The 25,058-nt window shown below is 66.7% G+C and carries 24 protein-coding genes; 18 read left to right on the top strand and 6 right to left on the bottom strand.

Annotated features, from left to right (window positions below; translation table 11 throughout):
* Position 1 precedes the first annotated feature (1 nt).
* Positions 2–775, bottom strand: coding sequence for an IclR family transcriptional regulator (locus NMI01S_RS31225; protein WP_245717104.1), 774 nt, complete (start codon positions 773–775; stop codon positions 2–4).
* 203 nt (positions 776–978) lie between these two features.
* Here NMI01S_RS31225 and NMI01S_RS31220 point away from each other — a divergent pair, with 203 nt between their 5' ends.
* Positions 979–1,614, top strand: coding sequence for a TetR/AcrR family transcriptional regulator (locus NMI01S_RS31220; RefSeq protein ID WP_245717103.1), 636 nt, complete (start codon positions 979–981; stop codon positions 1,612–1,614).
* Between the two features lie 40 nt (positions 1,615–1,654).
* On the opposite strand, the gene NMI01S_RS31215 is transcribed toward NMI01S_RS31220, so the two are convergent.
* Positions 1,655–2,518, bottom strand: coding sequence for an alpha/beta fold hydrolase (locus NMI01S_RS31215; RefSeq protein ID WP_063002324.1), 864 nt, complete (start codon positions 2,516–2,518; stop codon positions 1,655–1,657).
* Between the two features lie 95 nt (positions 2,519–2,613).
* Positions 2,614–3,276 carry a TetR/AcrR family transcriptional regulator gene (locus NMI01S_RS31210; protein WP_063002323.1) on the bottom strand — a complete coding sequence of 221 codons (663 nt, stop codon included), beginning with the start codon at positions 3,274–3,276 and terminating at the stop codon, positions 2,614–2,616.
* A 135-nt stretch (positions 3,277–3,411) separates the two neighbouring features.
* Here NMI01S_RS31210 and NMI01S_RS31205 point away from each other — a divergent pair, with 135 nt between their 5' ends.
* The 8 genes from NMI01S_RS31205 to NMI01S_RS31175 all read left to right on the top strand — a co-directional run bounded on the left by NMI01S_RS31205 (position 3,412) and on the right by NMI01S_RS31175 (position 11,608).
* Positions 3,412–4,545 (top strand): VOC family protein, encoded by a 1,134-nt coding sequence (locus tag NMI01S_RS31205; protein WP_063002386.1) that lies wholly within the window; start codon positions 3,412–3,414, stop codon positions 4,543–4,545.
* Positions 4,542–5,480, top strand: coding sequence for a fumarylacetoacetate hydrolase family protein (locus tag NMI01S_RS31200; protein ID WP_063002322.1), 939 nt, complete (start codon positions 4,542–4,544; stop codon positions 5,478–5,480). Before NMI01S_RS31205 ends, NMI01S_RS31200 begins: the two co-directional genes overlap by 4 nt.
* Positions 5,477–7,393: an acyl-CoA synthetase gene (locus NMI01S_RS31195; protein ID WP_245717102.1), complete on the top strand. Its 1,917-nt coding sequence runs from the start codon at positions 5,477–5,479 to the stop codon at positions 7,391–7,393. The genes NMI01S_RS31200 and NMI01S_RS31195 overlap by 4 nt, the downstream gene beginning before the upstream one ends.
* Positions 7,390–7,563, top strand: a complete 174-nt coding sequence (locus NMI01S_RS35175; RefSeq protein ID WP_157126455.1) for a hypothetical protein — start codon at positions 7,390–7,392, stop codon at positions 7,561–7,563. Before NMI01S_RS31195 ends, NMI01S_RS35175 begins: the two co-directional genes overlap by 4 nt.
* Positions 7,560–9,083 carry a bifunctional 3-(3-hydroxy-phenyl)propionate/3-hydroxycinnamic acid hydroxylase MhpA gene (gene mhpA, locus NMI01S_RS31190; protein ID WP_063002321.1) on the top strand — a complete coding sequence of 508 codons (1,524 nt, stop codon included), beginning with the start codon at positions 7,560–7,562 and terminating at the stop codon, positions 9,081–9,083. The genes NMI01S_RS35175 and mhpA overlap by 4 nt, the downstream gene beginning before the upstream one ends.
* Positions 9,084–9,144: 61 nt before the next feature.
* On the top strand, positions 9,145–9,600 hold the full coding sequence (locus tag NMI01S_RS31185; RefSeq protein WP_063002320.1) for a hypothetical protein: 456 nt from the start codon (positions 9,145–9,147) through the stop codon (positions 9,598–9,600).
* A gap of 129 nt (positions 9,601–9,729) precedes the next feature.
* On the top strand, positions 9,730–10,971 hold the full coding sequence (locus tag NMI01S_RS31180; protein WP_063002319.1) for a cytochrome P450: 1,242 nt from the start codon (positions 9,730–9,732) through the stop codon (positions 10,969–10,971).
* Between the two features lie 103 nt (positions 10,972–11,074).
* Positions 11,075–11,608 carry a dihydrofolate reductase family protein gene (locus NMI01S_RS31175; RefSeq protein WP_063002318.1) on the top strand — a complete coding sequence of 178 codons (534 nt, stop codon included), beginning with the start codon at positions 11,075–11,077 and terminating at the stop codon, positions 11,606–11,608.
* Here the strand turns inward: NMI01S_RS31175 and NMI01S_RS31170 are convergent.
* Positions 11,581–12,882, bottom strand: a complete 1,302-nt coding sequence (locus NMI01S_RS31170; RefSeq protein WP_063920917.1) for a sensor domain-containing diguanylate cyclase — start codon at positions 12,880–12,882, stop codon at positions 11,581–11,583. The two genes, NMI01S_RS31175 and NMI01S_RS31170, sit on opposite strands and share 28 nt — an antisense overlap.
* A 131-nt stretch (positions 12,883–13,013) precedes the next feature.
* Positions 13,014–14,105 carry a terpene synthase family protein gene (locus tag NMI01S_RS31165; RefSeq protein WP_084513423.1) on the bottom strand — a complete coding sequence of 364 codons (1,092 nt, stop codon included), beginning with the start codon at positions 14,103–14,105 and terminating at the stop codon, positions 13,014–13,016.
* A gap of 562 nt (positions 14,106–14,667) precedes the next feature.
* Between NMI01S_RS31165 and NMI01S_RS31160 the strand changes: the two genes are divergently transcribed.
* The 3 genes from NMI01S_RS31160 to NMI01S_RS31150 all read left to right on the top strand — a co-directional run bounded on the left by NMI01S_RS31160 (position 14,668) and on the right by NMI01S_RS31150 (position 18,182).
* Positions 14,668–15,987 carry a hypothetical protein gene (locus NMI01S_RS31160; protein ID WP_157126454.1) on the top strand — a complete coding sequence of 440 codons (1,320 nt, stop codon included), beginning with the start codon at positions 14,668–14,670 and terminating at the stop codon, positions 15,985–15,987.
* Positions 15,988–16,000: 13 nt separating this feature from the next.
* Positions 16,001–16,597: an SMI1/KNR4 family protein gene (locus tag NMI01S_RS31155; RefSeq protein ID WP_063002316.1), complete on the top strand. Its 597-nt coding sequence runs from the start codon at positions 16,001–16,003 to the stop codon at positions 16,595–16,597.
* Positions 16,598–16,742: 145 nt separating this feature from the next.
* Complete coding sequence (locus NMI01S_RS31150; RefSeq protein WP_063002383.1) at positions 16,743–18,182, top strand: amidase; 1,440 nt, start codon at positions 16,743–16,745, stop codon at positions 18,180–18,182.
* A 63-nt stretch (positions 18,183–18,245) separates the two neighbouring features.
* On the opposite strand, the gene NMI01S_RS31145 is transcribed toward NMI01S_RS31150, so the two are convergent.
* Positions 18,246–19,046: a hypothetical protein gene (locus NMI01S_RS31145; protein ID WP_063002315.1), complete on the bottom strand. Its 801-nt coding sequence runs from the start codon at positions 19,044–19,046 to the stop codon at positions 18,246–18,248.
* 592 nt (positions 19,047–19,638) lie between these two features.
* On the opposite strand from NMI01S_RS31145, the gene NMI01S_RS31140 reads away from it, so the two are divergent.
* From NMI01S_RS31140 to NMI01S_RS31115, 6 genes are read left to right on the top strand one after another with little or no spacing between them, the layout of a single operon-like run.
* Entirely contained in the window at positions 19,639–20,529 is an 891-nt protein-coding gene (locus NMI01S_RS31140) for an NAD(P)-dependent oxidoreductase (RefSeq protein WP_063002314.1), read from the top strand.
* Complete coding sequence (locus NMI01S_RS31135; RefSeq protein WP_063002313.1) at positions 20,526–20,927, top strand: nuclear transport factor 2 family protein; 402 nt, start codon at positions 20,526–20,528, stop codon at positions 20,925–20,927. Before NMI01S_RS31140 ends, NMI01S_RS31135 begins: the two co-directional genes overlap by 4 nt.
* Complete coding sequence (locus tag NMI01S_RS31130; protein WP_063002312.1) at positions 20,924–21,994, top strand: maleylacetate reductase; 1,071 nt, start codon at positions 20,924–20,926, stop codon at positions 21,992–21,994. The genes NMI01S_RS31135 and NMI01S_RS31130 overlap by 4 nt, the downstream gene beginning before the upstream one ends.
* Entirely contained in the window at positions 21,991–22,884 is an 894-nt protein-coding gene (locus NMI01S_RS31125; protein WP_063002311.1) for an intradiol ring-cleavage dioxygenase, read from the top strand. The genes NMI01S_RS31130 and NMI01S_RS31125 overlap by 4 nt, the downstream gene beginning before the upstream one ends.
* Positions 22,885–22,904: 20 nt before the next feature.
* Entirely contained in the window at positions 22,905–23,957 is a 1,053-nt protein-coding gene (locus NMI01S_RS36315) for a zinc-dependent alcohol dehydrogenase (protein ID WP_369689942.1), read from the top strand.
* 8 nt (positions 23,958–23,965) lie between these two features.
* Positions 23,966–25,042, top strand: a complete 1,077-nt coding sequence (locus tag NMI01S_RS31115) for an MCE family protein (RefSeq protein WP_063002309.1) — start codon at positions 23,966–23,968, stop codon at positions 25,040–25,042.
* Positions 25,043–25,058 lie beyond the last annotated feature (16 nt).

Here is a 25,058-nt window from a genome sequence, read left to right as displayed (position 1 = left end):
GTCAGGCGTGTACCGGCCGCGGACCCCTCCGCGGCGCCGCCAGCGCCACGCGCCGGATCTCGTTCGCCGCCAGCCGCACGTCCGAGACGACCGCGCTGGTTTTGATCGAGCGCGTCGGACCGCACAGCGATACCGCCACGCGACCTCGGTCGACATCGATGTCGAGCGCGGCCGCCACCACCGTCACTCCCAGCGCGCAGCCCTGCGAGTCCACCGCGACCCCGCTGCGATTGCGAACTTTGTCCAGTTCGCATTCCAGTTGCCGGCGAGTCCGCACGCTGTAGCAGGTGGGCGCGCTGGCGAAGGGGAGGTCGGGCCACTGCTCCGGTTCCATCGCGGCGAGCAGTGCGTGCCCGGCCGCGGTGAGCTCGACGGGCTGGCGAGCGCCGACGGCCCACTGCCGGCCCGGAGTGGGCCAGGCGCCCACGCGATTCAGATGCAGGATTTCCGCGCCGGACAACAGGCTCAGATGTGCGGTCAGGCCCGTGCGCCGGTGCAGTGCGGTCATGACGGCCATCGCCACGTCGTTGACGCTGCGCTGACGCACCACCTGCGATCCGAACTCGAACATCCTTATGCCAAGGACGTATTCGAAGCCGTGGCGTTCCACCCAGCCGAGTTCCACGAGTCGCTGCAGGATTCGATGCGCGGACGAGCGCGGGAGATGTGAACGCCGGGCGATATCGGCCAGCGTCATGGGTCGCTGCCCGACGAAGGCCTCCAGCAGGGACGCCACGCGATCGATCATCGCGTTGGGGGTTTGTTCGAGCTGCACCGTTGCCACCTGTTGCCTCCAACCGCCAGACATGTGCAGAATATGACTACCTGTCAGATTCTGACAGGTTTGAGTGTAAGGAGGGCCCAGGTGGATGTAAAGCAGATCACATCGATGTGTCCGGCCAGAGAGACGGATGCGAAGCCCTCCAGGCGATTTCCCGACCGCGTTACTGTGGACTGCGATCAAGGAGGACAGAGGTCGTGAACAAGTCGTCCAGGCCGACGCTGACCGAACGCCGCGCGGAGGAGTTGCGCCTGGCCATCGCGAACACCGCGCGCGATATGTTCGTCGCCGACGGCGACACCTCCGCGACCGTGGAGCGCATCTGCGAGTCGGTCGGGATCGCGCCGAGGACCTTCCACCGCCACTTCCCGGTGAAGGAAGATGTCATGGGGCCGCTGTTCCGGCGCAGCCAGGCGATCATCATCGACTTCCTGAAGAATGCGCCGGCCGACGCCGACGTCGCCGAAACGCTGGCGCGCGCGTTCACCACCGAGGTGTACAAGCGCCGGACACCCGAATCCGACCGCAAATTCATGACGTTGATGATCCATACGCCGCAGTACCGTCTGCGCTGGCTGGAATGGGGCGAGCAGCTCTGCGAGCCGATCACGGAATTCCTTTCGGCGAGAGTCGAACTCGGTGACGATCCGTTCCTGCGCAGACTTCCGGCGGAGCTGATCGTGCACACCAGCCGCCAGGCCTACATCCAGTGGGTCGACGAGGAGGTCGGCGGCGATTTCTCCGAGGTGGAGGCTCTGCAGCTGCGCGGTATGAAGATGCTGCTCGTCGGTCTGCGGGCGGTGATGGCGCAACCGTCGGTGCCGGTCCCGTAATCGCACGGGGGGTGCGTCGGAACCGGCGCCGACGCGGTGACTAGCGGGCCAGGAACGCCGAGACGGTCGCCTCCCACGCCTGCTTCTGCTCGATCATCACCCAGTGTCCGCAGTTCGGGAAGATGTGCACCTCCCCGCGGGGCAGGGTCCGCATCGCGATCAGTGACATGTCGACCGGGCTCACCCGGTCGTCGCGCCCCCACGTGATCAGCGTCGGAACGGAGATCCGGCGCAGATTCGCCCAGCCCGGCGTGACATCGGCGGCGCGCGCTCCCTCTGCCATGCGCGCCAGCGCCGCGCGGCCGTACATCCGCCGTGAATTCTCCAGAACGCCGGGTTCGGTGGCCTGCTGCCACCGCTGTTCGATCAGCTCCTCGGTCAGCAGAGCCTGGTCGTAGACCATCGAGCGCAGCCAGGCGACCAAACTGTCGCGGGTCGGATTCTCGACGAACTCGCTGAGCCGGATGATCCCCTCGCCCGGCTGCGGACTGAAGATGTTCGTGCCGATGCCGCCGATGGTGACCAGGCGCTCGACGCGCCGCGGCGCCGCGAGAGCGAATTCCGTTGCCACGAAACCGCCCATCGAGTTGCCGATGATCCGGACGGTCTCGAGTCCGAGCCCGTCCAGGAACGCGGTGACCGCCAGCTGCGCCGACATCATCGGATGTGCCGCACCGAAGTCGTCGCTGACCCCGAATCCGGGGAACTCGAGCACCAGCGTGCGGTAATGCTGGGCGAAGGTCGGCACGTTACCGGCGAAGTTGCGCCAGCCGGTGACGCCGGGCCCGGACCCGTGCAGCATCAGCAGCGGCGGGCCCTCGCCGCTGTCGCGGTAGCGCAGCACGCCGTGTTCGGTGGGCAATTCCAGTAGTTCGGGTACCGAGCGGGTATCGACGGAGGTCATATCCCGAGCCTGCCATCGCCGCGCCGCGTCGTTACCGACATTTCCCGGTCAGCGGTCGACGGATCGATGGCCGACTCTCCAGGTCGGTGGGCGGTTCACGCGACCGACGTCTCGCGCCGGGAGTCGTCGAGAGGTGGCAGCGGGCGTTGGACTATCTCACGCGCATCCTCGCGCGAGAGGCCCATCATGCGTAGCAGATCTTCCGCCACCGAATCGGTGGCCTCGGCGTCATCGCGGTCGGGTTGGTCGTGCAGCAGTCGCCCGAGGCAGATCGTGGCGCCGGCGACGATCGTCATGGCCAGTTCCGGGTCGCGGACGTCGAATCGGCCTGCCTGGACCGCGGATTCGATATCGCGGCGAGCGCGGGGCGCCAGCCCCTTCTGTGAGGTGGCCAGGTCGAGGCCGTCGTTGATCAGGACTTTGCTGAGGGTGGGATTGCGGCGGTGCATCCGGCCCGTCAGCCGGAAGCTCTGCGCGAACACCTGCGCCGGGTCGTCGAGGTCTTCGCAGAGCAGGTCGAGTAGCGCGCCGTGCCGATCGAGAGCCTCCTCGACCGCCACTCGGAACAGCTCCTCCCGGCTGTGGAAATGGTTGTAGAACGATCCCATTCCGACGTCGGCGGCTTGGGTGATCTCGACGATCGGGACGTTCGATTTTCCTTCCGCCATCAGCGTTTGCGCGGCAGTCACGAGGGCTGCGCGGGTGCGTGCCTTACGGCGCTCGAGCCGGTTCGGCTGGGATCCAGTCTGTGCGGACATCGCGGCATCACCTCTTCTGACATACGTGATCGTCATCGTAGCCGCTCCTGTCAATGCTGACGAAATTCTCAGCGCCTCTTGACTGTGGATATCTTCGTGAGTGACGATATCGTCAGTTTCTGGAAGGAGCGGCCGATGAACGGCCATCACGACGTGCACAGCGACCTGCACAGCGAGCACGGCGCATTGCCGGGAGAGCATCCCGGGCGGGCGCGCAACCCCGTCGTCAAGGTGCTCGACCTCGCGTGGCTGGAGTTCGAGAAGCCCGATCTCGACAAGGCGGAGACCTTCGCCCACGCCTTCGGCTTCGCGACCGCGATGCGTACGCCCGATCAGCTGCATCTGCGTGGCACCGATCCGGGCGCACCGTGTGTGCTGATCCGGCGGGGAGCCCGATCGCGATTCGTCGGCCCGGCCTTTCGCGCCGCTGAATCCGCCGACTTGGCACGCCTGTGCGAGGCGTCCGGCCGTCGGGTCGCGCCGCTGGACGAGTCGCTCGGGGGAGTGACCGTCGATCTCGCCGATCCGAGTGGGCTCGAGGTTCGGGTCGTGGCCGACACCCATGAGCTCGCGGCCCTTGCTCCGCAGCAACCGCACCTGCTGAACGTGGGGCATGAGGTTGTGCGGGTCAACGCCGCGCAGCGACCGGCCGCAGTCCCGGCGCGGGTACAACGGTTGGGGCACGTCGTCGCGCAGACCACGAGATTTCGAGCGACGCTCGATTGGTACCTGGAAAATCTCGGCCTGATCGTCAGCGACTTTCTCTATTATCCAGGCCAGCGAGAGCGCGGCCCGGTCATGAGCTTCATTCGCTGCGATCGGGCGGGGACTCCGGCCGACCATCACACGCTTGCGCTGACTCTGGGCCCGTCGAACCGGTATGTGCATTCGGCGTATCAGGTAGCGGACCTCGACGCGCTCGCCGCGGGTGGGGAGTATCTGCGTGAGCACGGCTATCGCCGATCGTGGGGTATCGGCCGGCATATCCAGGGCAGTCAGATCTTCGACTACTGGCGTGATCCCGACGGGTTCATGGTCGAACACTTCAGCGACGGAGACATGTTCGATTCGACCGTCGAGCCGGGCTGGGCCCCGATGAGCGCCTCGGGTCTGGCTCAGTGGGGGCCGCCCGCGACGAAGGACTTCCTCGGCATCAAGCCCGGAGCCGAGTCGTTGCGAGAGGCACGCGCGATCGTCGACGCGCTCCGCGAGGACAACGAATTCGATTTCCGCCGCCTGCGCGGCCTGTTGAAAGTAGCCGGCTCATGACCATCTCCGTACTCCGCACCATCGACGGCTGGTGGGTGCACACGCCGGCCGGTGCCGCCCGGATCGATACCGCCGCGACCACCACGCGAGAGCTCCTGGCGGACCGCGCGACCGTCGTCGCCGCATCGGAATCCACCGATACCGTTGCAGTGCATACTCTTTCGTTGATATCGCCGGTGACCGCGCCGTGTCGCGTGGTCGCGCAGATGACGAACTTCGCCTCCCACGTGAAGGATTCGGGTGGCGATCCCGCGACTGTGCCGCTGACGTTCTTTCGCAAGGCATCGGGATCGATCAGTGGCCCTTACGACGATGTGGTCCGGCCCGCCCATGTGTCCCTCCTGGATTACGAGGTGGAGATCGGGATCGTCTTCGGCCGGGAGATGCCGGTCGGCTCGGAGATAACCCCAGAGAATCTCGCCGGCTACGTCGCGGGCCTGGTCGTCACCAACGACGTCTCCGCACGCGATGTCCAACTACCGAAAACACAGTTCTACGAAGCGAAGTCGTACCCGACCTTCACCCCGGTCGGGCCGGCTCTGGTGCTACTGGACGCCGACGAGCTGAAGCGGTTCACCGACCTGCGACTGCGGCTGTGGGTCAACGGCCGGCCGCGTCAGGACATGACGGTCGCCGACATGATCTACCGGCCGGTCGAGGCGCTGCGAGAACTGACCCGTTTCCAGCGAATGGACGCCGGTGATCTGCTGCTCACCGGAACGCCGGTCGGCACCGCGATCAGCGCGCCGCCCAAGCCGGTGGAGATCATCGGCTCACTGCTACCGCCGAAGTTGAAGTGGAAGCTGTTCTTCTCCCGACAAGCCCAGAATCCGAAGTATCTGAAGGACGGTGACGTGGTGGAGGCGACGATCGGCACCGACGACGGCGTGCTCGATCTCGGCCGCCAGCGCACGGTCGTGAGGTACGCCCGGTGACCGGCACCGCCCCCGTGGCCGGCACCTCCGAGGAACTGTTGTGGCCGCGCTACGAGCGCCCGGAAGATCTCGCGATCATCGAGTCGCTTCCGCTCGAGGCGCGCGGATTGCCCGAATCGACATACGCGCTACTCGTGCGTGCCGCGACACGATGGCCGCACCGGCTGGCACTGACTGTGCTGCCCGATGCGTCCCGCTGGCGAGAACCTGTGCAGCGCAGTTACTCCGAGCTGCTCGCAGACGTCCACCGGTACGCGAATCTGCTGCACGAACTGGGTGTGGGCCGCTCCGATGCGGTCGCGCTCATCGCGCCGAACTGCGTCGAGCTGATTCCGGCGACATTGGCCGCGCAGCTGGCGGGCGTCGCCGCTCCCGTCAACGGCGGCCTGTCCGGCGACCACATCGCCGAACTGTTGCGCCGCTCCGGCGCCAGGACTCTGATCGCCGCAGGTCCGGAGCTGGCTCCCGAAACCTGGGACACCGCTTGTGAGCTGGCCGGACGAGGGCTGCTGGACGCGCTGCTCGTATTACGTCCGACGGCCGCAGCGCAGCCTCGACCGGCACTGCCGGACATCGACGGCGTCCTGGTCGGCTACCTCGACCTCCTTGCCGCGGAACAGGTTTCGAGTGGATTCGCGGGCCGGCCGCCGACCGGAGCGGATCTGGCGGCGCTGTTCCATACCGGGGGGACGACCGGTGTGCCGAAGCTGGCCGCCCACCGGCATTCCGGTGAGGTCGCCAACGCCTGGATGATCGCCGCCAACTCGCTGCTCGACGAGCAAGCGGTGGGATTCGCCGCGCTGCCGTTGTTTCACGTCAACGCTCTCGTCGTCACCGTGCTCGCACCGCTGTTCCGCGGCCAGTCGGTCGTGTGGGCGGGCCCTCTGGGATACCGGGATCTCGCTTTGTACGCGGAGTTCTGGAATATCGTGGCGCACTACCGGATTGCGGCGATGAGCGCGGTGCCGACCGTGTACGCGGTGCTGGCCCGGTGCCCGGTCCAGGCGGATATCTCGAGCCTGCGGTACGCGATGGTCGGTGCCTCGCCGTTGCCGGCCGCGGTGCGCGAGGACTTTCAGAAACACACCGGCGTGACACTCGTCGAAGGGTACGGCCTCACCGAGGCCACGTGCGCTACCGCGCGCAGCTTTCCCGGCGTTTCGCGACCCGGCGCGGTCGGCCAGCGCATGCCCTATCAGCGCGTCGCGGTTGTCCGGACGGCCGACAACGGGACGTGGGAAGACCTGCCCGCCGGAGAAATCGGCGTGCTGGTCATCAGTGGACCCACCGTCTTCGCAGGCTACGTGACCGGCCGTACCGACGCCGGCCACTGTGTCGACGGACTCGGCACGGTGATCGACGGCTGGCTGAACACCGGAGACCTGGCGCATATCGACGCCGAGGGCTTCATCCATTTGCACGGCCGCGCAAAGGATCTCATCATTCGCGGCGGCCACAATATCGATCCGGCGACCATCGAGGACGTTCTGCTGTCCCACCCCCAGGTAGTCGCGGCGGGCGCCGTCGGTCGCCCGGACGCACACTCCGGGGAGGTGCCGGTCGCCTACGTCGCCCTCACCGGCGATGCGAACGTCACCGAGGACGAGCTGGCACGCTGGGCCTCCCGACGTATGCACGAACGCGCGGCCGTGCCGAAGACCGTGACGATTCTCGACGCGCTACCGGTCACCGATGTCGGCAAACCGTACAAACTGGGCCTGCGCGCCGATGCTACGCGACGCGAGCTACGCGACGCGCTGGCGAATGCGAACGGAATCGCCGACATCACAGCTGTGGTCGAGGACGGCGCCATCATTGCGACGGTGGTGCTCGACTCCACAGCCGACCGCGACGCGATCGAAGCTGTTCTGGGCCGCTACGCGCTTACCTGGAAACTGGAGAAGCGTCGATGACGAAGATCGTATCCCTCACGCCCGCAGGGGTATCGGCGACCGGAATCCGCTCGTTCGGGGTGGCCGAACAGCGCCGAGACGGTGACGGAATCACCGAGTTGGTTCCCGCGCTCGGTGCCGACCTGCCCGCCGGCGCGTTCGTCGCTGCGCTGAGAGGAGTGCCCTCGTGAACCTGCCGGCGGTCCGAGTCGTGATCGTCGGCGCGGGCCCGACCGGGCTCACCGCGGCCACGCTCCTCGCCCAATACGGCATCGAATCGCTGGTGCTCGAACGGTGGGAGGACATCTACCCGCAGCCGCGCGCTGTCCATGTGGACGGCGAAATCCGGCGGATCCTGGAACGGCTGGGCGTCGGCCACGAATTCGACGCCGTGTCCCGGCCGGCGGCGGGCTTGCGTTTGGCGGATCCGAATCACCACGTGCTGGCGCAATTCGATCGCGACCCGACCGGTGGTCGCAACGGTCACCCGGAGGCGAATCTCTTCGATCAGCCCGAGTTGGAAGCAATCCTTCGCCGCAACGTGGCGCGGTACCCGGAGGCGACGGTGCGCGGCAACGTGGAAGTCACCGCCGTGGTCGAGGAGAACGATTGCGTCCGTGTGGTTTTCGGCGATCGGTCGACCGGTGCGTCCGAGACCGTGCGGGCGCAGTACGTCTTGGGCTGCGACGGGGCGAACAGTCTGGTGCGTGGTCAGATCGGCGGACGTATGCGGGACCTGCGATTCCAGCAGCGATGGCTGGTGGTCGACATCGCGACCACGGCCGAGCTACACCACTGGGAAGGTGTCCACCAGATCTGTGATCCCGATCGTGCCGCTACCTACATGCGAATCGGAAAGACGCGCTACCGATGGGAATTTCGTCTGCATCCGGGTGAGAACTCCGACCGCTACCGGAATTCGGCCGCACTTCGTCCGCTACTGGCCCCTTGGGTCGGTGAGACCGACTACGAAAGTCTGGAATTGGTCCGCGTCGCGGAATACACCTTCCGCGCGCAGCTCGCGGACCGGTGGCGAAAGGGCCGAGTATTCCTGCTCGGGGATGCGGCCCACCTCACCCCGCCGTTCATCGGGCAAGGAATGGGCGCGGGTGTGCGCGATGCCGCGAACCTGAGCTGGAAGCTGGCCGGAGTGCTGCGCGGCGAGTTGTCCGCCGCGGTGCTCGACACCTACGAACGGGAAAGAAAACCACACGCGCGCAGGATGATTCGGTTGGCCCAGCTCACCGGGCTGACCATGACCGAAGGTGGCGAACTGGGCAACCGGCTGCGCGGCCTGATCGTGCCACGCCTGCACCTCGTTCCGGGCCTCACCCGGATGGTCGGCAGTGGCGAATCCCCACCGCTGCGTACCACCTCGCCCGTGGCGGCGAGCCGGATCCGCGATCGTCTGGCGGGTCGTCTGGTCCCGAACGATCGGATGGTGGACGGGCGGCGCGTCGACGACGTCGCCGGTGGCCGATACGCCGTCATCACTCTCGAAGATCCGTCTCCGGCGGATCGTGCCGAAGTCGAAGGGCGAGGCGGGGTGATGGTGTGTCCCGGGCCGAACTCGGAATTGTCTCGCTGGATGCGCCGCGGCCACGCGTCGACGCTCGTAGTCCGGCCCGACGGAGCCGTGCAGTGCTGCCGCGGGAGTTTGGCCGCGCTGTGCGCGTCACTTCCTCGCTTCGCGCCGAGCGTTCGGCGGTGATGCCTCGCCTTCGGGCGGCGATCGGCTGAGATCGCAATCTCCCCCCTGCTTGAATGGTGTCATGAAACCGGTGGAGCGGTGGGCGAGAGTTCTTGCGGGACTGGGTGGTTTGGTCGCCGTCGGACTCGTCGTCCTGTACGGGCTCGCGGTGTTCCTCGGCGGCATGCCCGACGAGGGTGCCCCGCCCATCGCGCAGCGGGTCCTTCTCCTCGTCAAGGCCGTCGTCATCGGTGTCGCGTGTATCGCGCTGTCGATCGGTGCGATTATCGGGCGGCCGAGGTCGATCATCGCCGGCTGCGTGTTGTTCGTCGCGGATTTCGTTCTGCTGTACGTCTGGTACTCGAATGTTTTCGTTCCCCCCGAGAGCTTGCCCGTCGAGTCCGAGACGGGGGGATATCCACTCGAGTTCGTGCTCGCGGTATGGCTGGTCTGGACGGTGCTCCCGATCGTGACAGCGCTGCTCGTCGTCGCGTGGGGTGGGGTGGCACGCGGGCCGTCGGTGCCGCTGCCGGCATAGATCGGCGACTCTCGCGGGCCCCGCCGAAAGGTCATGGCGGTCGTCGTCGATCGCGTCCCCGGGCACGGTGATTGTGCTTGAATATTCCTAGAACCTGTTTCAGTCAGCGATGACGGCCCGGTGGTTGATATGCGTGCGACACGTCCCGATATCCCGGCGAATTTCGACGTCACGGATCCGGATATGTGGGCCCGGCGGGTGCCGGTCGAAGAGTTGGCGGAACTGCGTCGTACGGCTCCGATCTGGTGGAATTCGAAGCCGCCGCACAGCGACGGATTTCCGGACGACGGATTCTGGGTCGTGACCACACACGCCGACGTCAAAGAGGTGTCTCGGCGCAGCGATGTGTTCTCCAATGCCGAGAACACCGCGCTGCCACGGTACGGCGTCGAACTCACCCCCGAACGGATGGACATGCAGCGGCTCGTCCTGCTCAATCAGGATGCGCCGCAACACACCAGGATGCGCAAGCTGATCTCGAAGGGATTCACCCCGCGGGCCGTCAACGGGCTGCGCGCGGAGTTGTCCGCTCGCGCCCAGGCCATCGTGGCCGCCGCCGCCGAGGCGGGCGCGGGGGACTTCGTCACGCAGGTGGCATGCGAACTGCCGTTGCAGGCGATCGCGGAATTGATCGGCGTGCCGCAGGCGGACCGGATGAAGATTTTCCGGTGGTCCAACGAAATGATCGGCTACGACGACCCGGAGTATGCCGGCGTGGACCCGCTGGCCGCCTCCGCCGAACTCCTGGCCTACGCCTGGCAGATGGCCGAAGCGAGAAAGTCGCGGCCGGCCGACGATATCGTGACCGAACTGGTCCACGCCGACGTCGACGGGGAAGCGCTGACCTCGGAGGAATTCGGCTTCTTCGTCATTCTCCTGGCCGTGGCCGGCAACGAGACCACCCGTAACGCGATCACGCACGGGATGATCGCATTCCTCGAAAACCCCGGCCAATGGGAGCTTTTCAAATCGCAGCGGCCCAAGACCACCGTCGACGAAATCGTCCGCTGGGCCACGCCGGTGAGTACGTTCCAGCGAACCGCGCTGGAGGACACCGAACTCGGCGGCGTCCGCATCCGGAAGGGGCAGCGGGTACTGATCGTCTACCGATCCGCGAATTTCGACGAGGAAGTCTTCGACGCCCCGTTCACCTTCGACATCACCCGAGACCCCAACCCGCACTTGGCGTTCGGCGGTACGGGTGCGCACTTCTGCATCGGGGCCAACCTGGCCAGACTGGAGATCGACCTGATCTTCAACGCCGTCGCCGACCACCTTCCCGACATCACCGCACTGGGGGACCCCCGGCGGCTGCGGTCGGGCTGGTTGAACGGCATCAAGGAATTCCAGGTGCGCTACCGGGGCGAGTGAAGGGTCCGGCGCCCACGGCCGGATGGCGTGGACGCACCGAACCGTCGATGATTTTCGGCCGCACGCATCGTCTCTTCTGCGACTCGACAGATTGGATGAACCGATGCAGATCCTGGCCCGCCTGTGTGTGACCGCCGATGGTTACGTGACGACTCCGGACGGCTGGCCACCTCAGGTCATCGATCCGGTGCACGGTCCGGGCAGTCACGGCATCGCCGAATTTCTCCGCACCTGCGAGGCCGCCCTGATGGGACGCACGACCTTCGAACCGGCGCTCACCGCCGATCGCTGGCCGTGGCCGGACCTGGAGGTTTTCGTGCTGGGTTCGCGCCGGCCCGACGGCACCCCCGACGATGTGACCGTCGACGACGATCCGGTGCGGCTGCTGGAGAAGGTCCGTGCGGCCAACAGGGGCGGCGATGTCCACCTGATCGGTGGGCCCGCCACGATCGAGACCTATCGCGCGCTGGGTGCCGTCGACAAACTCGAGCTCGTGATCCTGCCGTTCTTCGTCGGCAGCGGCATGCGCCTGACCGATTCGCTGGATCCACGGACCGATCTCGAGTTCGAGAGCTCGCGGCCGTTGGACGGTGGCGGCGTGGAGATCGTCTACCGAGTGTTGCCTGCCGCCGGATAATCGCTGTCGAAGCTCTCGCCGGCGGGCTCGGCGGCGTGGACGGTGTGCAGGATCCAGTTGCCGCGGGCGCCGGACTTGGCGTCGTACAGCGAGGTGTCGGCCGCGTCGAGCAGCCATTCGGGGTCCTTGCCGGCGACCGGAGTGACGACGGCGCCGATGCTGGCGGAAATGTGGAGCCGGTGCCCGCCGACGATGAGGGGATGCGACAGTGCGCCGCGGAGGCGATCCGCCACGGCGGAGACCCGTCGGGTGTCGGCCGGGGGCGGAATGAGGGTGACGAACTCGTCGCCGCCGATCCGTGCGACCAGGCATCCGTCGTCCTGCAGGCTGTCGTGCAGCCGACGAGCGACGGTGGCCAGCACTTGATCGCCGACGCCGTGACCGTATCGGTCGTTGACCTCTTTGAAGTGGTCCAGGTCGGTGAAGCACAACCCCATCAGATCGTTCTCGCCGGCCGTGGAGATCACTGCTCTGAGCGTGTCGAGCAGGTGGCGGCGGTTGGGCAGCTCGGTGAGCGCGTCGTGGCGCGCCTGGTAATGGAGCTGCTCCTGCAGTTGGTGGCGTTCGGTGACGTCCTCCCCGATGGCGAGCAGATAGTCCGGCCCGAAGGCGCTCCGGACATAGGTGATCGCGAATGTGGCCCATCCGGTGCTGCCGTCCGCGCGCTGCAGACGCCGTTCGATCTTCGCGGTACCCGCCCTGGCCGGTACGAGGTCGTCGTAGACCATCTGGCGGATCGCGGCCTGGTCGTCGGGGTGGGCGAAGTCGTAGACGCTGATTCCGCGTAGCGAGTCGACCGGTACGCCGATCATGTCGGCCAGATGCGGATTGGCTTCCAGCAGCACACCGTTGGTGTCGCCGATAGCGATGGCGATGGAGGCATGGTCGAACACGAGCCGGAACCGGCGCTGGCCTTCCTCGACATCGTCGGCCCGGATCGCTTCGGCCAGGAAGTGGTGGCCGTGGCCGAACGCGACGAGCAGGGTGGCCATCCGCCGGCCGGTGTCGGGGTGATCGCTGAATTCCGTGAGTCTGTGCAGTACCGGGGCGGACACGACCGGGACCGCCGGATCGGTGAGCCGGGCACCCGCCAGCGCCGCTCCTGCTCGGGATCCGGCGGCCGCGTCGAAGTCCTCCGCGGTGAGACTCGCGTGAAGTTCTTCCAGTAGATCGCGCAGAAACGAAATTTCTACATTGGCGTAGGAAGGGTGGGCGGTGATCGTCGCGAGCGCGCGCTCCCATTGCTGGGCGAGTGCTGTGCTCAGATCATCCACTCCAACTCCCCATGTCCGATGCGCTTGTGCTGCTACTTCGGGTGCCCGGCGATACTCCCCTGGCTGGTACTGCTGATCGAGACGCTGCAGTCAAAGGTACTGCATGCCTGATTCGTCACGTCATCGGCGGACTACCTCTGTGTGTGGGCCTCGGCGAATATCGACCGGCCCTTGTAGCGCGAGGTGGCGCATTGCCACACCCAGCTCGCTTGCACGCATTGGTCGAGGTCGTCGGCGTAGGCGGTGACGGCGGTGGCCAGCGGTGGACCGAGTGCGGCGCAGCGATCGAGCAGGTCTCGACGCAGCCCGCGGAAGTGTGTGAATCGCTCGCGCACGATCTGCGCGGCGCCGAGTACGGCGTCGGCCAGTGTCGCGCCGGGCGTATTGAGCAGCAGAATCGATATGAGATTGAAATCGGATCGGTCCACGATGACCTCCTTCTCGAAGGAGAAGACATCGTTCATCAGGGCGCCGACTTCGGCGGTCAGGCGTTCCAGCGTGCGCAGGTCCTCGGCGAGGCCGGCGGCGGCGAGCCGATCCCAGGGCAGGGTGGTGTCGCGCGCGAACTCGCACAGCTGGATCGCGGGGTACATCCCGGAAACTTCGTTACGCAGGGCGATGTAGTCGTCGACGCTGAGCAGGTCACCGCGCGCGCCGACGTTCTGGTCGCGGATCGCCGTGCGCAGGTGGTCGATCGTCGATGCGCGGAATCGCTGCAACCACACGGGCTCGGCTTGTTCGGTGAGGATCGTCAAGAATTCGAGGCTCGCCTCGATGATGGGGGTGGTGGTGTCCGGCCGGATCCGGCCGGACTCGAATAATCGACACAGATGGTCGACCTCCCGCTGCGCCTGTGCGCGTTCGTCCTCGGACAGATGGCTGAACTTCTCCCGGCCCACCGTGTCGTTGAGTGCGAACAAGATCGCGTTGTAGATACCGATCGTCGTCATCCGCGGTAGGTCTATCGTGCGCGGATGCAGGTAGGGTGTCATCGAATTGTAGGCGGCACCACCGCTTTCCAGCCAGATCCGGTGTCTGCGGCAGAACGTCTCGACCGCCTCGCACGCCTCGGCGCCGAACCGGTTCGGCGCGAAAGTGCCGCAGTATTCGGCGATATCGCAGTCGTCGGTGCTGAACAGGGCGCGCAACGACCATCGATCCCCGTGCAGAAGTGACTGGTATTCGGTGTGCATGGCGGCGATATCCGATTCGATATGAGGCATGTACTGCACGAACGTCTCCCAACCAAGAGCGGCATCAGCCGATCCGAAAGTGTCGCCGACAGTTGGCGATACCCGGTACCAGTATTTCATCGGGAGCGGTCGGACGCTGGCCGCTCGAAGCGGACGCGTTTCAGAATTTGAGGCGGGGGCTCCTGCCTGTCATGGCAGCCACTGACGCATGGCTCGACGCCGTCGCCCTTGGGTCCAGCGCCGTACTCCCGGCCGGGAGAGCATCGTCTGCGCGTCGATCACCGACGCCGTCCGCGGCGAATGCGGATGGTCTGGGGATTCGACCTCGACGTGGTCGCGAACCGCGTTCGCTAGCGCCACGACATCGCCCACGCGACAACACCGGTCGAAGTCGCCGCCGCCATCGAAGTGTTCCGTGATCACATCCCGCTGCGGCCACGGCGAACGATACCGGCATGACTTCGCGGCCGCGTCTCGATCCCGACGGCCGTTTCGCTCCGATCGCGTCGGTGGCCTTCAGTGGCGGCGGTCACTCTTGACCGATCGAAGGCGGTGACGTTAGTTTCGAACCGACATGAACTTGGGGGGTGAAATGTCTTCTTCTACAGGACGTTTCGTTAGCAAAACAGTAGCTGTCCTCGCTGTCGTCCTCGGCATCTTCGGGATGCTGGTGGTCGCGGCACCGATAGGATCTGCCGATTCGTTGGACTGCGGGGCGGTCGCTGCGCGGATCGAGGCACACAATCAGGCTGCCGCGGTCCACAACGCGAATCCGCCGAATCCGTCGGATGAGGCAGCGGTCGCGGCCTACAACGCGGAGGCCGAACGCGGCAACGCCGAGATCCCGGAATTGCAGAGCCTGGCCGAGCAGTGCCGGGCCGAGGGGCATGACGTTCCGCAGGTCGGTGCACCGCCGAAACCCGATGCGCCGCAACCGTGCCCGGCCGCGCTGATCATCGCCGCGGCCGCGCCCAACCCGAGCTGCCCGCCGAGCCCGGCACCGGGGCCCGCGCCCGCGCCGAGTCCGGCACCGGCGAAGCCGCGCACGCCGTCGGTGCCGTTGGCGCCGCGCTCGTCGACCGCGCCGGCGCTACCGAACCCTGCGATGGCGTTGCCGCCGTTGTCGCGGATCATCCGCAATCCCGCGATCCCGCAAGGTGGCACCTACAGTCCGTCGACGTTGATCGGTAGCGGTGCTCCGGTGCAGCCGGCGCTGCTGCCCAACAGCATGGTGAACGGCCCCAACGCCTTCCGTGTCCTGCCCGCGCCCGCGAATCCGTTGCAGGCGCCCGGCGCCACCGGTGGGATCGGGCCGGCGCCGGATATGACGGCCATGCAGCAGGAGTTCTTCGCCAATGCCTTCCAGATCCAGCAGGCTGCCCAGGGTGTGCTGCGCCCGAGCAACGCCACGCCGCAGGTGTTCGCGTTGCCGAATCCGGACGGCACCAACCCGGTCGCCGATCAGACCCCGGTCATCCTCGTCGCCGGCGACGGCGGCAACGTGCTGGCCGCACCGCTGGACGACTACAACCGCTCCGGCGGCCTCGTCGGCTACATCACCCCCGCCATGGTCGGCACGGGCGGTTCCCCCTCGATCAAGATTCCCGGTGCGACCAGGCCGTACCAGCGGGGACACCTGTGCGCCAACGTCAACGGCTGTCCGGGGGATCTGCCCCAGTTCCTCACTCCGGAACTCGGCGCGATCAACACCGGCATCATTCGCGACTGGGACGTCGAGATCAGCAAGGTCGTCAGCGGTGCCAGAGTTGCCGACGGGATCCCGCAGCAGAACGTCTCGCTGGGCAAGATTCCGCTCTACGTCGGCGACAACGCCATCCCCGACTACATCCTGATGTGGGCCATCGGCGACAAGGGATGGAATCCCGGGCCCGTGCTGATCCAGAATTTCTGACAGGATCGAGACGATGACCGCCTTCGACGAGCTCACCACCTTCCTCCCGCCGCCACCGGCACGGCCGCCGGTGGCGTGGGAGGAGACCGAGGCCGAGCTCGGCGTCGAGCTGCCGGCCGACTACAAGCGGCTCTACGACACCTACGGCGATGTCCTGTGGTGCAACGCATTCCGGCTGCTGGGCCCGGCGCCCGACGAATGGGACGATCTCGCCGCCCGCACGCGCCGAGCCCGTGGCGACCTGCTGCCACCGGAACGATTACTGCCGCAATGGCAGCCCGCGGTGCCCGCCGGAGTGTCGATCGAACCGGCACAGCTGATCCAGTGGGGCGCTCACGAGGGCGGGGACTATCTGCTGTGGTATCCGGGACCGGATCCGGCCGTGTGGACGATCATCCTCACCAACGTCCACCAGTCCGCGTGGTTGTTCACCGCTATGCCGGTCACCGACTTCCTGCTGGCCTGGACCACCGGCACCCTCGACCTGGCCGGCAACGACTACTTCGACGTCGCCCACTACCTCGACGGCGAGCCGCCCTACTACGAGATCGACGATCCCGCAGGCGATCTCGCGGGCGGTGAGCCGATCCGGGTACAAGCCACGACCTGAACCGACACCTCTGCCCCTCGTCTCGTATATCCGCGCGGCGCTGCGGGCGGTGGAGCCACCGATTCAACAGCGCCTCGATCGCCCCGTGCGCCGAGTCGCTGCCCGATAGGGTGCCGGTGTGGATGCCTACACGAGTTCGGACGCGATGGCGCTGGCTGCTCTGGTGCGGTCGGGTGAAGCCGAGCCGTCCGAATTGCTGGAGGCGGCGCGGGCGCGCGCGGCCGAAGTCGATCCGCGGATCAACGCGATCGTGGCCGAGGTCGATCCGGCCTGTGCTGTCGAGGTGGACGACGCGCCTTTCGCCGGGGTGCCGTTCCTCATCAAGGACCTGCATCAACATCTCGCCGGCTATCCCACCAGCGGCGGTTCGCGGTCGCTCGCGTCGGTCCCGGCGACCGAGAATGCCACGGTGGTGCAGCGGTGGCTCGATGCCGGTCTGGTTATCTTCGGTAAGACCAATACTCCCGAATTCGGCGCCAAGGGAATCACCGAACCCGAGTTGTTCGGTCCGGCGCGCAATCCGTGGAATACCGGCCACACGCCCGGTGGCTCCTCTGGTGGCGCCGCGGCGGCGGTGGCTGCGGGGATCGTGCCGTGCGCGGGTGCCAGTGACGGCGGTGGCTCGATCCGAATTCCGGCTTCGGCGTGTGGGCTGCTCGGGCTCAAGGCTTCTCGCGGCCTGATCCCGGCCGGTCCCGTGCACGGTGAGTATCTGGGTGGAACCGCCACCGATGGCGTCATCTCTCGGTCGGTGCGAGACACCGCCGCCATGCTCGACGTGCTGGCCGGCCCGACCCCGGTCGGGCCGTACCTGGTCGCGCGGGAGACGGGCAGCTATCTCGCGGAGGTGGAACGTGCCCCGGGGCGTCTTCGGATCGGGATGTGCACTGCCAGTTCGGTCAATCCGGCGCCCCATCCGGAGGCTGTGGCGGCGGCGAACGGAGCGGCCGAACTACTGGTGAGCCTCGGCCACGACGTGATGGAGTTGCCCCGCGCTCCGTTCGATGACGCGGCTTTGGCCAAGGATTTTCTCACCACCTGGTTCGTCGAGTGTGCCTTTTCGGTGGACGAGGCCAAAGCCGCTGGTGGCGTGGGGGATTCGGGATTCGAACTCGATACCCGGCTCATGGCCGCGCTGGGGCGCGCGATCAAGCCTGTCGAGTTGACTCGCGCCGTCGAGCGGCGACACCAGTACGTGCGGCGGCTGGCGGACTTTCACGAGTCCTACGACTTGCTGCTCACTCCGACGACAGCGACGCCGCCGCCTCGGATCGGGGCGTTCGACCTCTCGCCGACGCGGCGCACGGCACAGCGACTGTTGCTGACCGCCCGGGTCGCCGGGCTACTGCGCTGGACACCGATCGTCGACCAGTTCATCAACGACAACCTGGGCTGGGTTCCTTACACCCAATTGGCGAACATCACCGGCCGTCCCGCCATCAGCGTGCCACTGCACTGGACTCCCGACGGGCTACCGATCGGCGTCCAGTTCGTCGGCCGCCTCGGCGCGGAAGGACAGCTCATCCGGCTGGCCGCACAGCTCGAGCAGGCCCAGCCCTGGGCCCAGCGCCGCCCGGACATCTGACCTGTCGTCGATCATCAGAGGCGGTGCGAGAGCGCGGCCCCGGTCTCTGCGCCGAACATCGGATCAGCTCGTTCGCCGTGTGCCCGCGGTCGGTGCCGCGGCGATGATCCAGTTGCTGAACTCCGCGGCCAGATGCCACTGGTGTTGGCGGATGAAGCGGGCGGGCACGGTGGCCGGGAATTGTACGGTCAGCAGTGCGTCCATGGTGCCGGCGCGGTCCCGGAACTGGTGGCGGACACCGCCGATGACCAGGCCGTCGTCGAGAGTCGCCGCTCCGGCGATCTGGATCGGATAGTTGGGGTCGACCGGAATGGTGAGAGTGTCGCTCGCGGTGTAGTCGATGATGAATCTGGTTGCGGCGGGGCTTCCCCCGGTGGTTTCGAGGACTTCTTGGCGTCCGTCGGGTAGGCCGCGCACAAGGTAGTGGTCCGGGCAAGCGGCGATCATGTCGGATTCGGCGTTGGTGGTCGTCAGGTCGTTGAACCACGTGGCAAATCGTTCGGCGGAGTAGCCGGGTACCTCGAGGCGAGTAACGCAGTGTTTGGTTCGGCCTCTGCTCGCTGCCACCCCGATGCGGGATGTGCGTTCCGAGAAGGCCAGTTCGTGCCGGAGTAGCGCGTAAACGCCGGCGTGACCGAGTCGGGTTTTCAGTGTGATCAATGCGGAGCGTTGCTCGTCGAGCGGAGCGGTGCGCAGTTCGTGCGGTGTGCGGTCGGGCATGATCTCGTTCAGCCCGAGATGTCCCAGGCGCGCGGTGAATTTCCCGAGAACTGCTGTGGCGCGGCGCGATTCCCATGCGCGTACCTGTTCACGTGTCACGTTCTGCGTGCCGACGGTCGCCCGGATCTGCACGGTTTCGGTCATGTCTGCTCCTGCTGTTCTGGTTGGCCTGACACCCGGGTTCCGGGCGTGTGGACGGCGCGCACATCGTTGACTGGGAAGGCCGGCTCGCCCCGGACGCCGCCCGGATTCCCGCGGCGGCCGAGGTGGTGAGGGCTCCGTCACCGTTCGGGGCGAACGTGCGGCAACTGCTGGCCGATCTCACCACGCATCGAACATCCTGTCTACATTTTCGTCAACTCGCAGTGAACAGTAGTGCGTGACTGTTCGGCCGCAGGACGAATCGGGTCGCCCACCTCTGCTGCTCCAGAATACGCACCCAGCGTGGGCGGTTGACCGCAGTATAAGCCGCGTATTGCGGGTGTATTCCTGTGCGCGAAGCTCTGACGCTCCTCCTCGATGGTTGACATCCTGCCTCCGAGTGTTCCATGCTGCTTAACATAGTTTGGGTTCGCTGAACCTCCCATTTCCCCTCATCGACGCCGAAGGAGCCCTTGATGCCATCCTCGATCCCTCGATCACGATCGACCCGCGCACCACGGTCGGCGACCGGCGTCGCCGGCCGCATTCGCCGTCCGAGCGGGGTGTGCCGGCGCTTCGCCGGTAAGGGATTGCCGTGCTGATCGGGTTCGCCGGATTGGGGCGGATGGGACGGCCGATGGCCGCCCACCTCGCGGCGGCGGGGCATACCGTCCTCGCCTACGATCCCGTGGCCGAGTACGTCCCCGAGGGGCTCACCCTGGTCGACTCGATCGAGGATCTCGCGGTGGCGCCGTTGTCGATCAGCATGCTGCCCGATGGGCCGTCCACGCACGCTGTGGTCGTCGACGGACTGCGAGCGGTCGCGGTCGGTCACGTGCACATTGTGATGGGCACGATCGGTCCAGAGGCCGTGCGCGAAATCGCGGATCGCACCAGGGCGGAGGTCATCGACGCGCCCGTGTCGGGCAGTGTGTCGATGGCCGAATCCGCCTCCATCACAACGATGGTCGGATCCTCTGTCGAGCAATTCGCGCAGTGTCGCCCGGTGCTGGCGGCGATGACCGCGGCACAGTTTCATGCCGGGCCCCTCGGTTCGGGGTCGGTGGCAAAGCTGGCGGTGAACGCGGTCCTCGCCGGATTGAGTCAAGCCGTCGCGGAAGGGCTCGTTCTCGCCGAGGCCGGCGATCTGGATCCGGAGGCCTTCTACGACATCCTGCGCCACAGCGCGGCCGGGGCGCCGTATGTCGGATACAAGCAACAGGCGTATCTGGCGCCGGAGACCGCCGCTGTCGCGGCGACAGTCGCCCTGATCCGCAAGGACCTCGGCCTCGCCCTGGACCTCGCACACCGCCACGACCTCGACCTCCCCGGAGCCGAGGCCGCGTTCGGCGTGCTCGAGGAGGCCGTGGGGACCGGCTTGGGGCAGGCCGATATGGCCCAGGTCCTCACCGTGCTGAGACGACGACGCGGCGGGTCCTCGTACTCGGCACTTTCCAGCGATCAGCGGAAGGGAGCACACCTGTGACCGACGCACCCATCACCGCCGCAGTCGAGTCGACGATTCGCTCGCTCGAAGACCGACGGTACGCGGCCGTGATCGCGGGCGATGTGGACGGCTTCCTCGCCCTGGCTCATCGCGATCTCGTCTACACCCACTCCAACGCCGAGGTCGACACCCTCGACAGCTATGTCGAGAAGCTGAGGTCCGGCCACTACGTGTATCACCACATCGACCATCCGGTGCGCGGCGTCGTCGTCGCCGGCGACACCGCGGTCGTCGTCGGCGAGATGCACGCCGATCTGACCGCCGGGGGAGTGCGCAAGAAGCTGGCCAACCGTGCGCTGGCGGTGTGGGTGCGCGACCGTGATCGCTGGTTGCTGCTCGCCTATCAGCCGACAGTGATTCCGGGAGATGACCGATGACGATGTTCACCTACGACGCGCTGCCCGGCCGAGTGGTCTTCGGCGCGGGCGCGGCGCGCACCGCATTGCTCGACGAGGTCGACCGACTGGGCGCGCAGGCAATCCTGCTGATCGCTTCCACTTCGGAGTACGAGCTCGCGGCCCGGCTGTGCGAGCGGTTCGCCGACCGGCTGTCTGCGACATTCTCCGGGGTGCGCCCGCACGTACCGGTCGAGGTCGCCGAGCGCGCCCGCGAGGCGGCGGACGGCTCGGATCTGGTGTTGTCCGTGGGTGGCGGTTCCACGACAGGCACCGCGAAAGCCGTTGCCCTGACGACGGGTTTGCCGATCATCGCCGTCCCGACGACCTATGCCGGGTCGGAAGTCACACCGGTGTGGGGAATGACCGACGAGGGCCGCAAGACCACGGGCACCGACCGGCGAGTGTTGCCACGGACGGTGATCTACGACCCGGAATTGACACTGTCGTTGCCCGCGGACCTCTCGGCGGCCAGCGGCCTCAACGCCATGGCTCACTGCGTCGAAGCATTCTGGGCTCCGGGGCGCAACCCGGTGTCGAGCGCGGTCGCCGAGGACGGTATCCGGCATCTGAGCCGGGGCCTGGAAACAGTCACCGCGGCGCCGGATGACCTGACGGCGCGAACCGAACTGCTGCTCGGCGCATATCTGGCCGGATCGGCCTTCGCGGTGGCCGGCTCGGGACTGCATCACAAGATCTGCCACGTCCTCGGCGGTGCCTTCGATCTGCCTCACGCCCGAACGCACGCGATCGTCCTGCCGTATGTGCTCGCGTACAACGCCCCGAACGCGGCGGCGGCCACCGACCGGATCGGCGCCGCGCTCCGGCGGCCCGATCCCATCGCGGCGCTGCGCGAGATGAGCGAAAAGCTCGGTGTTTCAACGGGTTTGCGCGACCTCGGTGTTGGTGAAGCAGACCTCGACGCTGTCGTCGACGACATTGTCGCGATCGCCCCCGGCGACAACCCGACACCCGTCACCGCCGCCGGCGTCCGCGCGATCCTGCACGCGGCGTGGGCCGGATCCGAGCCGACAGGGCCAATCGCATGATCCTCGACCACACCGCCGTATCCGGGCGGGAACAAGCGGTTACCGACGAGGTTCTGGCAAGCTTCGACGCGACGCCGGATCCTCGGCTGCGCGCGGTGTTGCACAGCCTCGTCCGGCACCTGCATGCCTTCGCCCGCGAGGTCCGGCTCAGCGAACGAGAATGGCAGCGGGCGATCGAATTCCTCACCCGCGCAGGCCATATCACCGACGAACGCCGCCAGGAGTTCATTCTGCTGTCGGACGTTCTGGGGTTGTCGATGCTGACCGTCGCCATCAACGAGCCCGCCGAACCCGGCGCCACAGAATCGACGGTATTCGGCCCGTTCTTCGTCGACGACGCTCCCGAAGTGCCGCTCGGCGGCGATATCGCTCGCGGCGCCTCCGGCGCGCCCTGTTATGTGTCGGGGCAGGTCCGCTCGGTCACCGGCACACCGATCGCGGGCGCTCGGATCGAGGTCTGGGAGGCCGACGAGGACGGTTTCTACGATGTCCAGTACCCCGACGGCCGCTCGGCCGGTCGTGGATGGCTTCGCTCGGATATCAACGGCGAGTACAGGTTTCGGTCGGTTCTGCCCGCGCCGTATCCGATCCCGCACGACGGGCCGGTCGGTGATCTGCTGCAGGCGACGAATCGTAGCCCCATGCGCCCCGCGCATCTGCATTTCATGGTCACCGCCCCCGGATTTCGGACCCTGATCACCCACATCTTCCTCTCCGGCGACCCCTACCTCGCCACGGACGCTGTGTTCGGCGTGAAGGAAGACCTGGTCGTGAGCGCCGTCCATCACGACGACGGTCCGGCCCCGGACGGCACCCACCCCCGCGGCGGCTGGCACAGCATCACTTTCGACCTGGTCCTCGCCACCGACGACGACCTGAAACACCCTTGAGGAAATCGCCTGTGCCACAGATGATGAGGGCTGCTGTGTACTACGGTGCACGCGACATCCGGCTCGAAGAAGTACCCGTGCCGAGTCCCGGCGGCGGCGAAGCGCTCGTGCGAGTGCTGCGGTCGGGGATCTGCGGTACCGACGCATCCGAGTGGATCGCCGGACCGAAAACCTATCCCGTCACACGACGCCACCCGCACAGCGGCCATCTGGGTCCTATCATTCCCGGGCACGAGTTCGTGGGTGAGATCGTGAGGTCCGACTCCGATTCCGACCTCGCCGTCGGAGATCTGGTCGCCAGCGGAGCCGGAGTATGGTGCGGGACTTGTCGCAGATGCCGCGAAGGTCGCACAAACCAATGCGGGCACTACAAGACTGTCGGGCTCAACGTCCACGGTGGTATGGCCGAATACGTTGCGGTCCCTTCGAAGACGCTTCGCCGGTTGCCCAGCGGGTTGTCGATCGACCACGCCGCTCTCGCGCAACCGCTCGCGGTCGGCATCCACGCCGCTCGCCGCGCCGGAGGCCGTGACGGTGACAGCGTCGTCGTGATCGGCGCCGGCGCCATCGGCTCCTTCGTCATCGCCGGGCTCGAGCACATCGGTGGCTTCGACATCACCGTCGTCGATATCGCGGCCGACCGGCTCGAGCGTGCGATGCGGCTGGGCGCCCATCGAGCACTGACCACATCGGACACGATCGCCTGCGATGTCCGAGAGGCCTTGGGCGGCCACCGGCCGGAGGTCGTCATCGAAGCCAGCGGCGCGCCGGGGCAGCTCGCCGAAGCACTGGCCATGGTCGCCGACGGCGGCCGCGTCCTGGCAGTCGGCATACCGAAAGGCAAGCCCGAGTTGGACATTCACTCGATGATCTTCCGCGAGGTCACCCTCGACACCACACTCGCACACATCTGCGACACCGATCTGCCCGCAGCACTCGACATCCTTGCCCACGGCGTCATCGGCGGCGAATTCGTCGAACCCGCCGTCGCGCTGGACCAGCTCGGCACCTCCCTCGACCGACTCGCCGCCGGTCGAGTGGAAGGAAAGATCCTCATCGATCCCGGCATGTGAGGTCACTGATGACAACGACCCGCGCCGGCGTAACCGCCGCCGTCTGCACCGCCGCCCTCCTGTTGAGTGGATGCACCGCACTACGCACCCCGGGCCGCGCCGAGAACCACATCACCGCCGACTTCCGCGACACTGCGGGCATTTTCGACGGGAACCCCGTCACCGTGCTCGGGCTCCGGATCGGCACGGTGGACAAGATCATCCCCCACGGTGAATACAACGAAGTCCACATGAGCATCGATGCTTCGGTGCAGATACCCGAACACGTTGTCGCGGCCCTCGTTTCACCGTCGATCGTCACAAATCGTCACATCGAACTCACGCCCCGCTATACCGGCGGTCCGGCACTGCCGGCCGATGCGCACCTGACCGTGCAGCAGACACGCACTCCCATCGAGCTGGACACGATGATCAAAACGATCGACCAGTTCGCCGCCGCCCTCGAGCCCGAACCCGGCGCCGACACCGGCCCGCTGTCGGGAGAACTGCTCTACTCCATGGTCAACGGACAGGGGCAGAAGATTCACGACACCCTGGCTGCCTTGTCCGGAGCCCTGAAGGTCGGCGTCGGCAACGGTGATGCGATCACCGGCATCATCAGCAAACTCAACGAACTGACGACGATGCTGGCCGACAACGACCATTCGGTGCGCGAGTTCAGCGACAAGATGACCCAGCTGTCGAAGTTGCTGGCCGAACAAGCACCAGGACTGCAAGCGACTCTCGACCAGCTCAACGGGATGTTGGCCAACACCAGCGGAACCCTGAGCCAATATCAGGACCAGCTCGCGGGCACCCTGTCGAACCTGACCAGCGTCACCGCCCAGCTGCGCGCCAACGCCGCCGGAGTGACGGAAACGGCCGACCTCGCCCCGCTGCTGCTGCAAAACCTCGACCGATCGATGGACCGAAGCCAAGGATCCATGCGCGGTCATGTCGTGCTCGGTACCGCGCTCACCGGAGAGGTCGTCAGCCTCTTCTGCGACCGCATCCAGATGCGATCCGACGGCTGCCGCACGGGCCGCCTGGAGGACTTCGGGCCCGACCTGGGACTCACCTCGGCACTCCTCGGACTGACACGATGAAACACTAAGGAGCCCA

The organism is Nocardia mikamii NBRC 108933 (assembly GCF_001613505.1).
GTDB classification, from domain to species: domain Bacteria; phylum Actinomycetota; class Actinomycetes; order Mycobacteriales; family Mycobacteriaceae; genus Nocardia; species Nocardia mikamii.
This window is presented reverse-complemented; position numbering and strand designations above follow the sequence as displayed.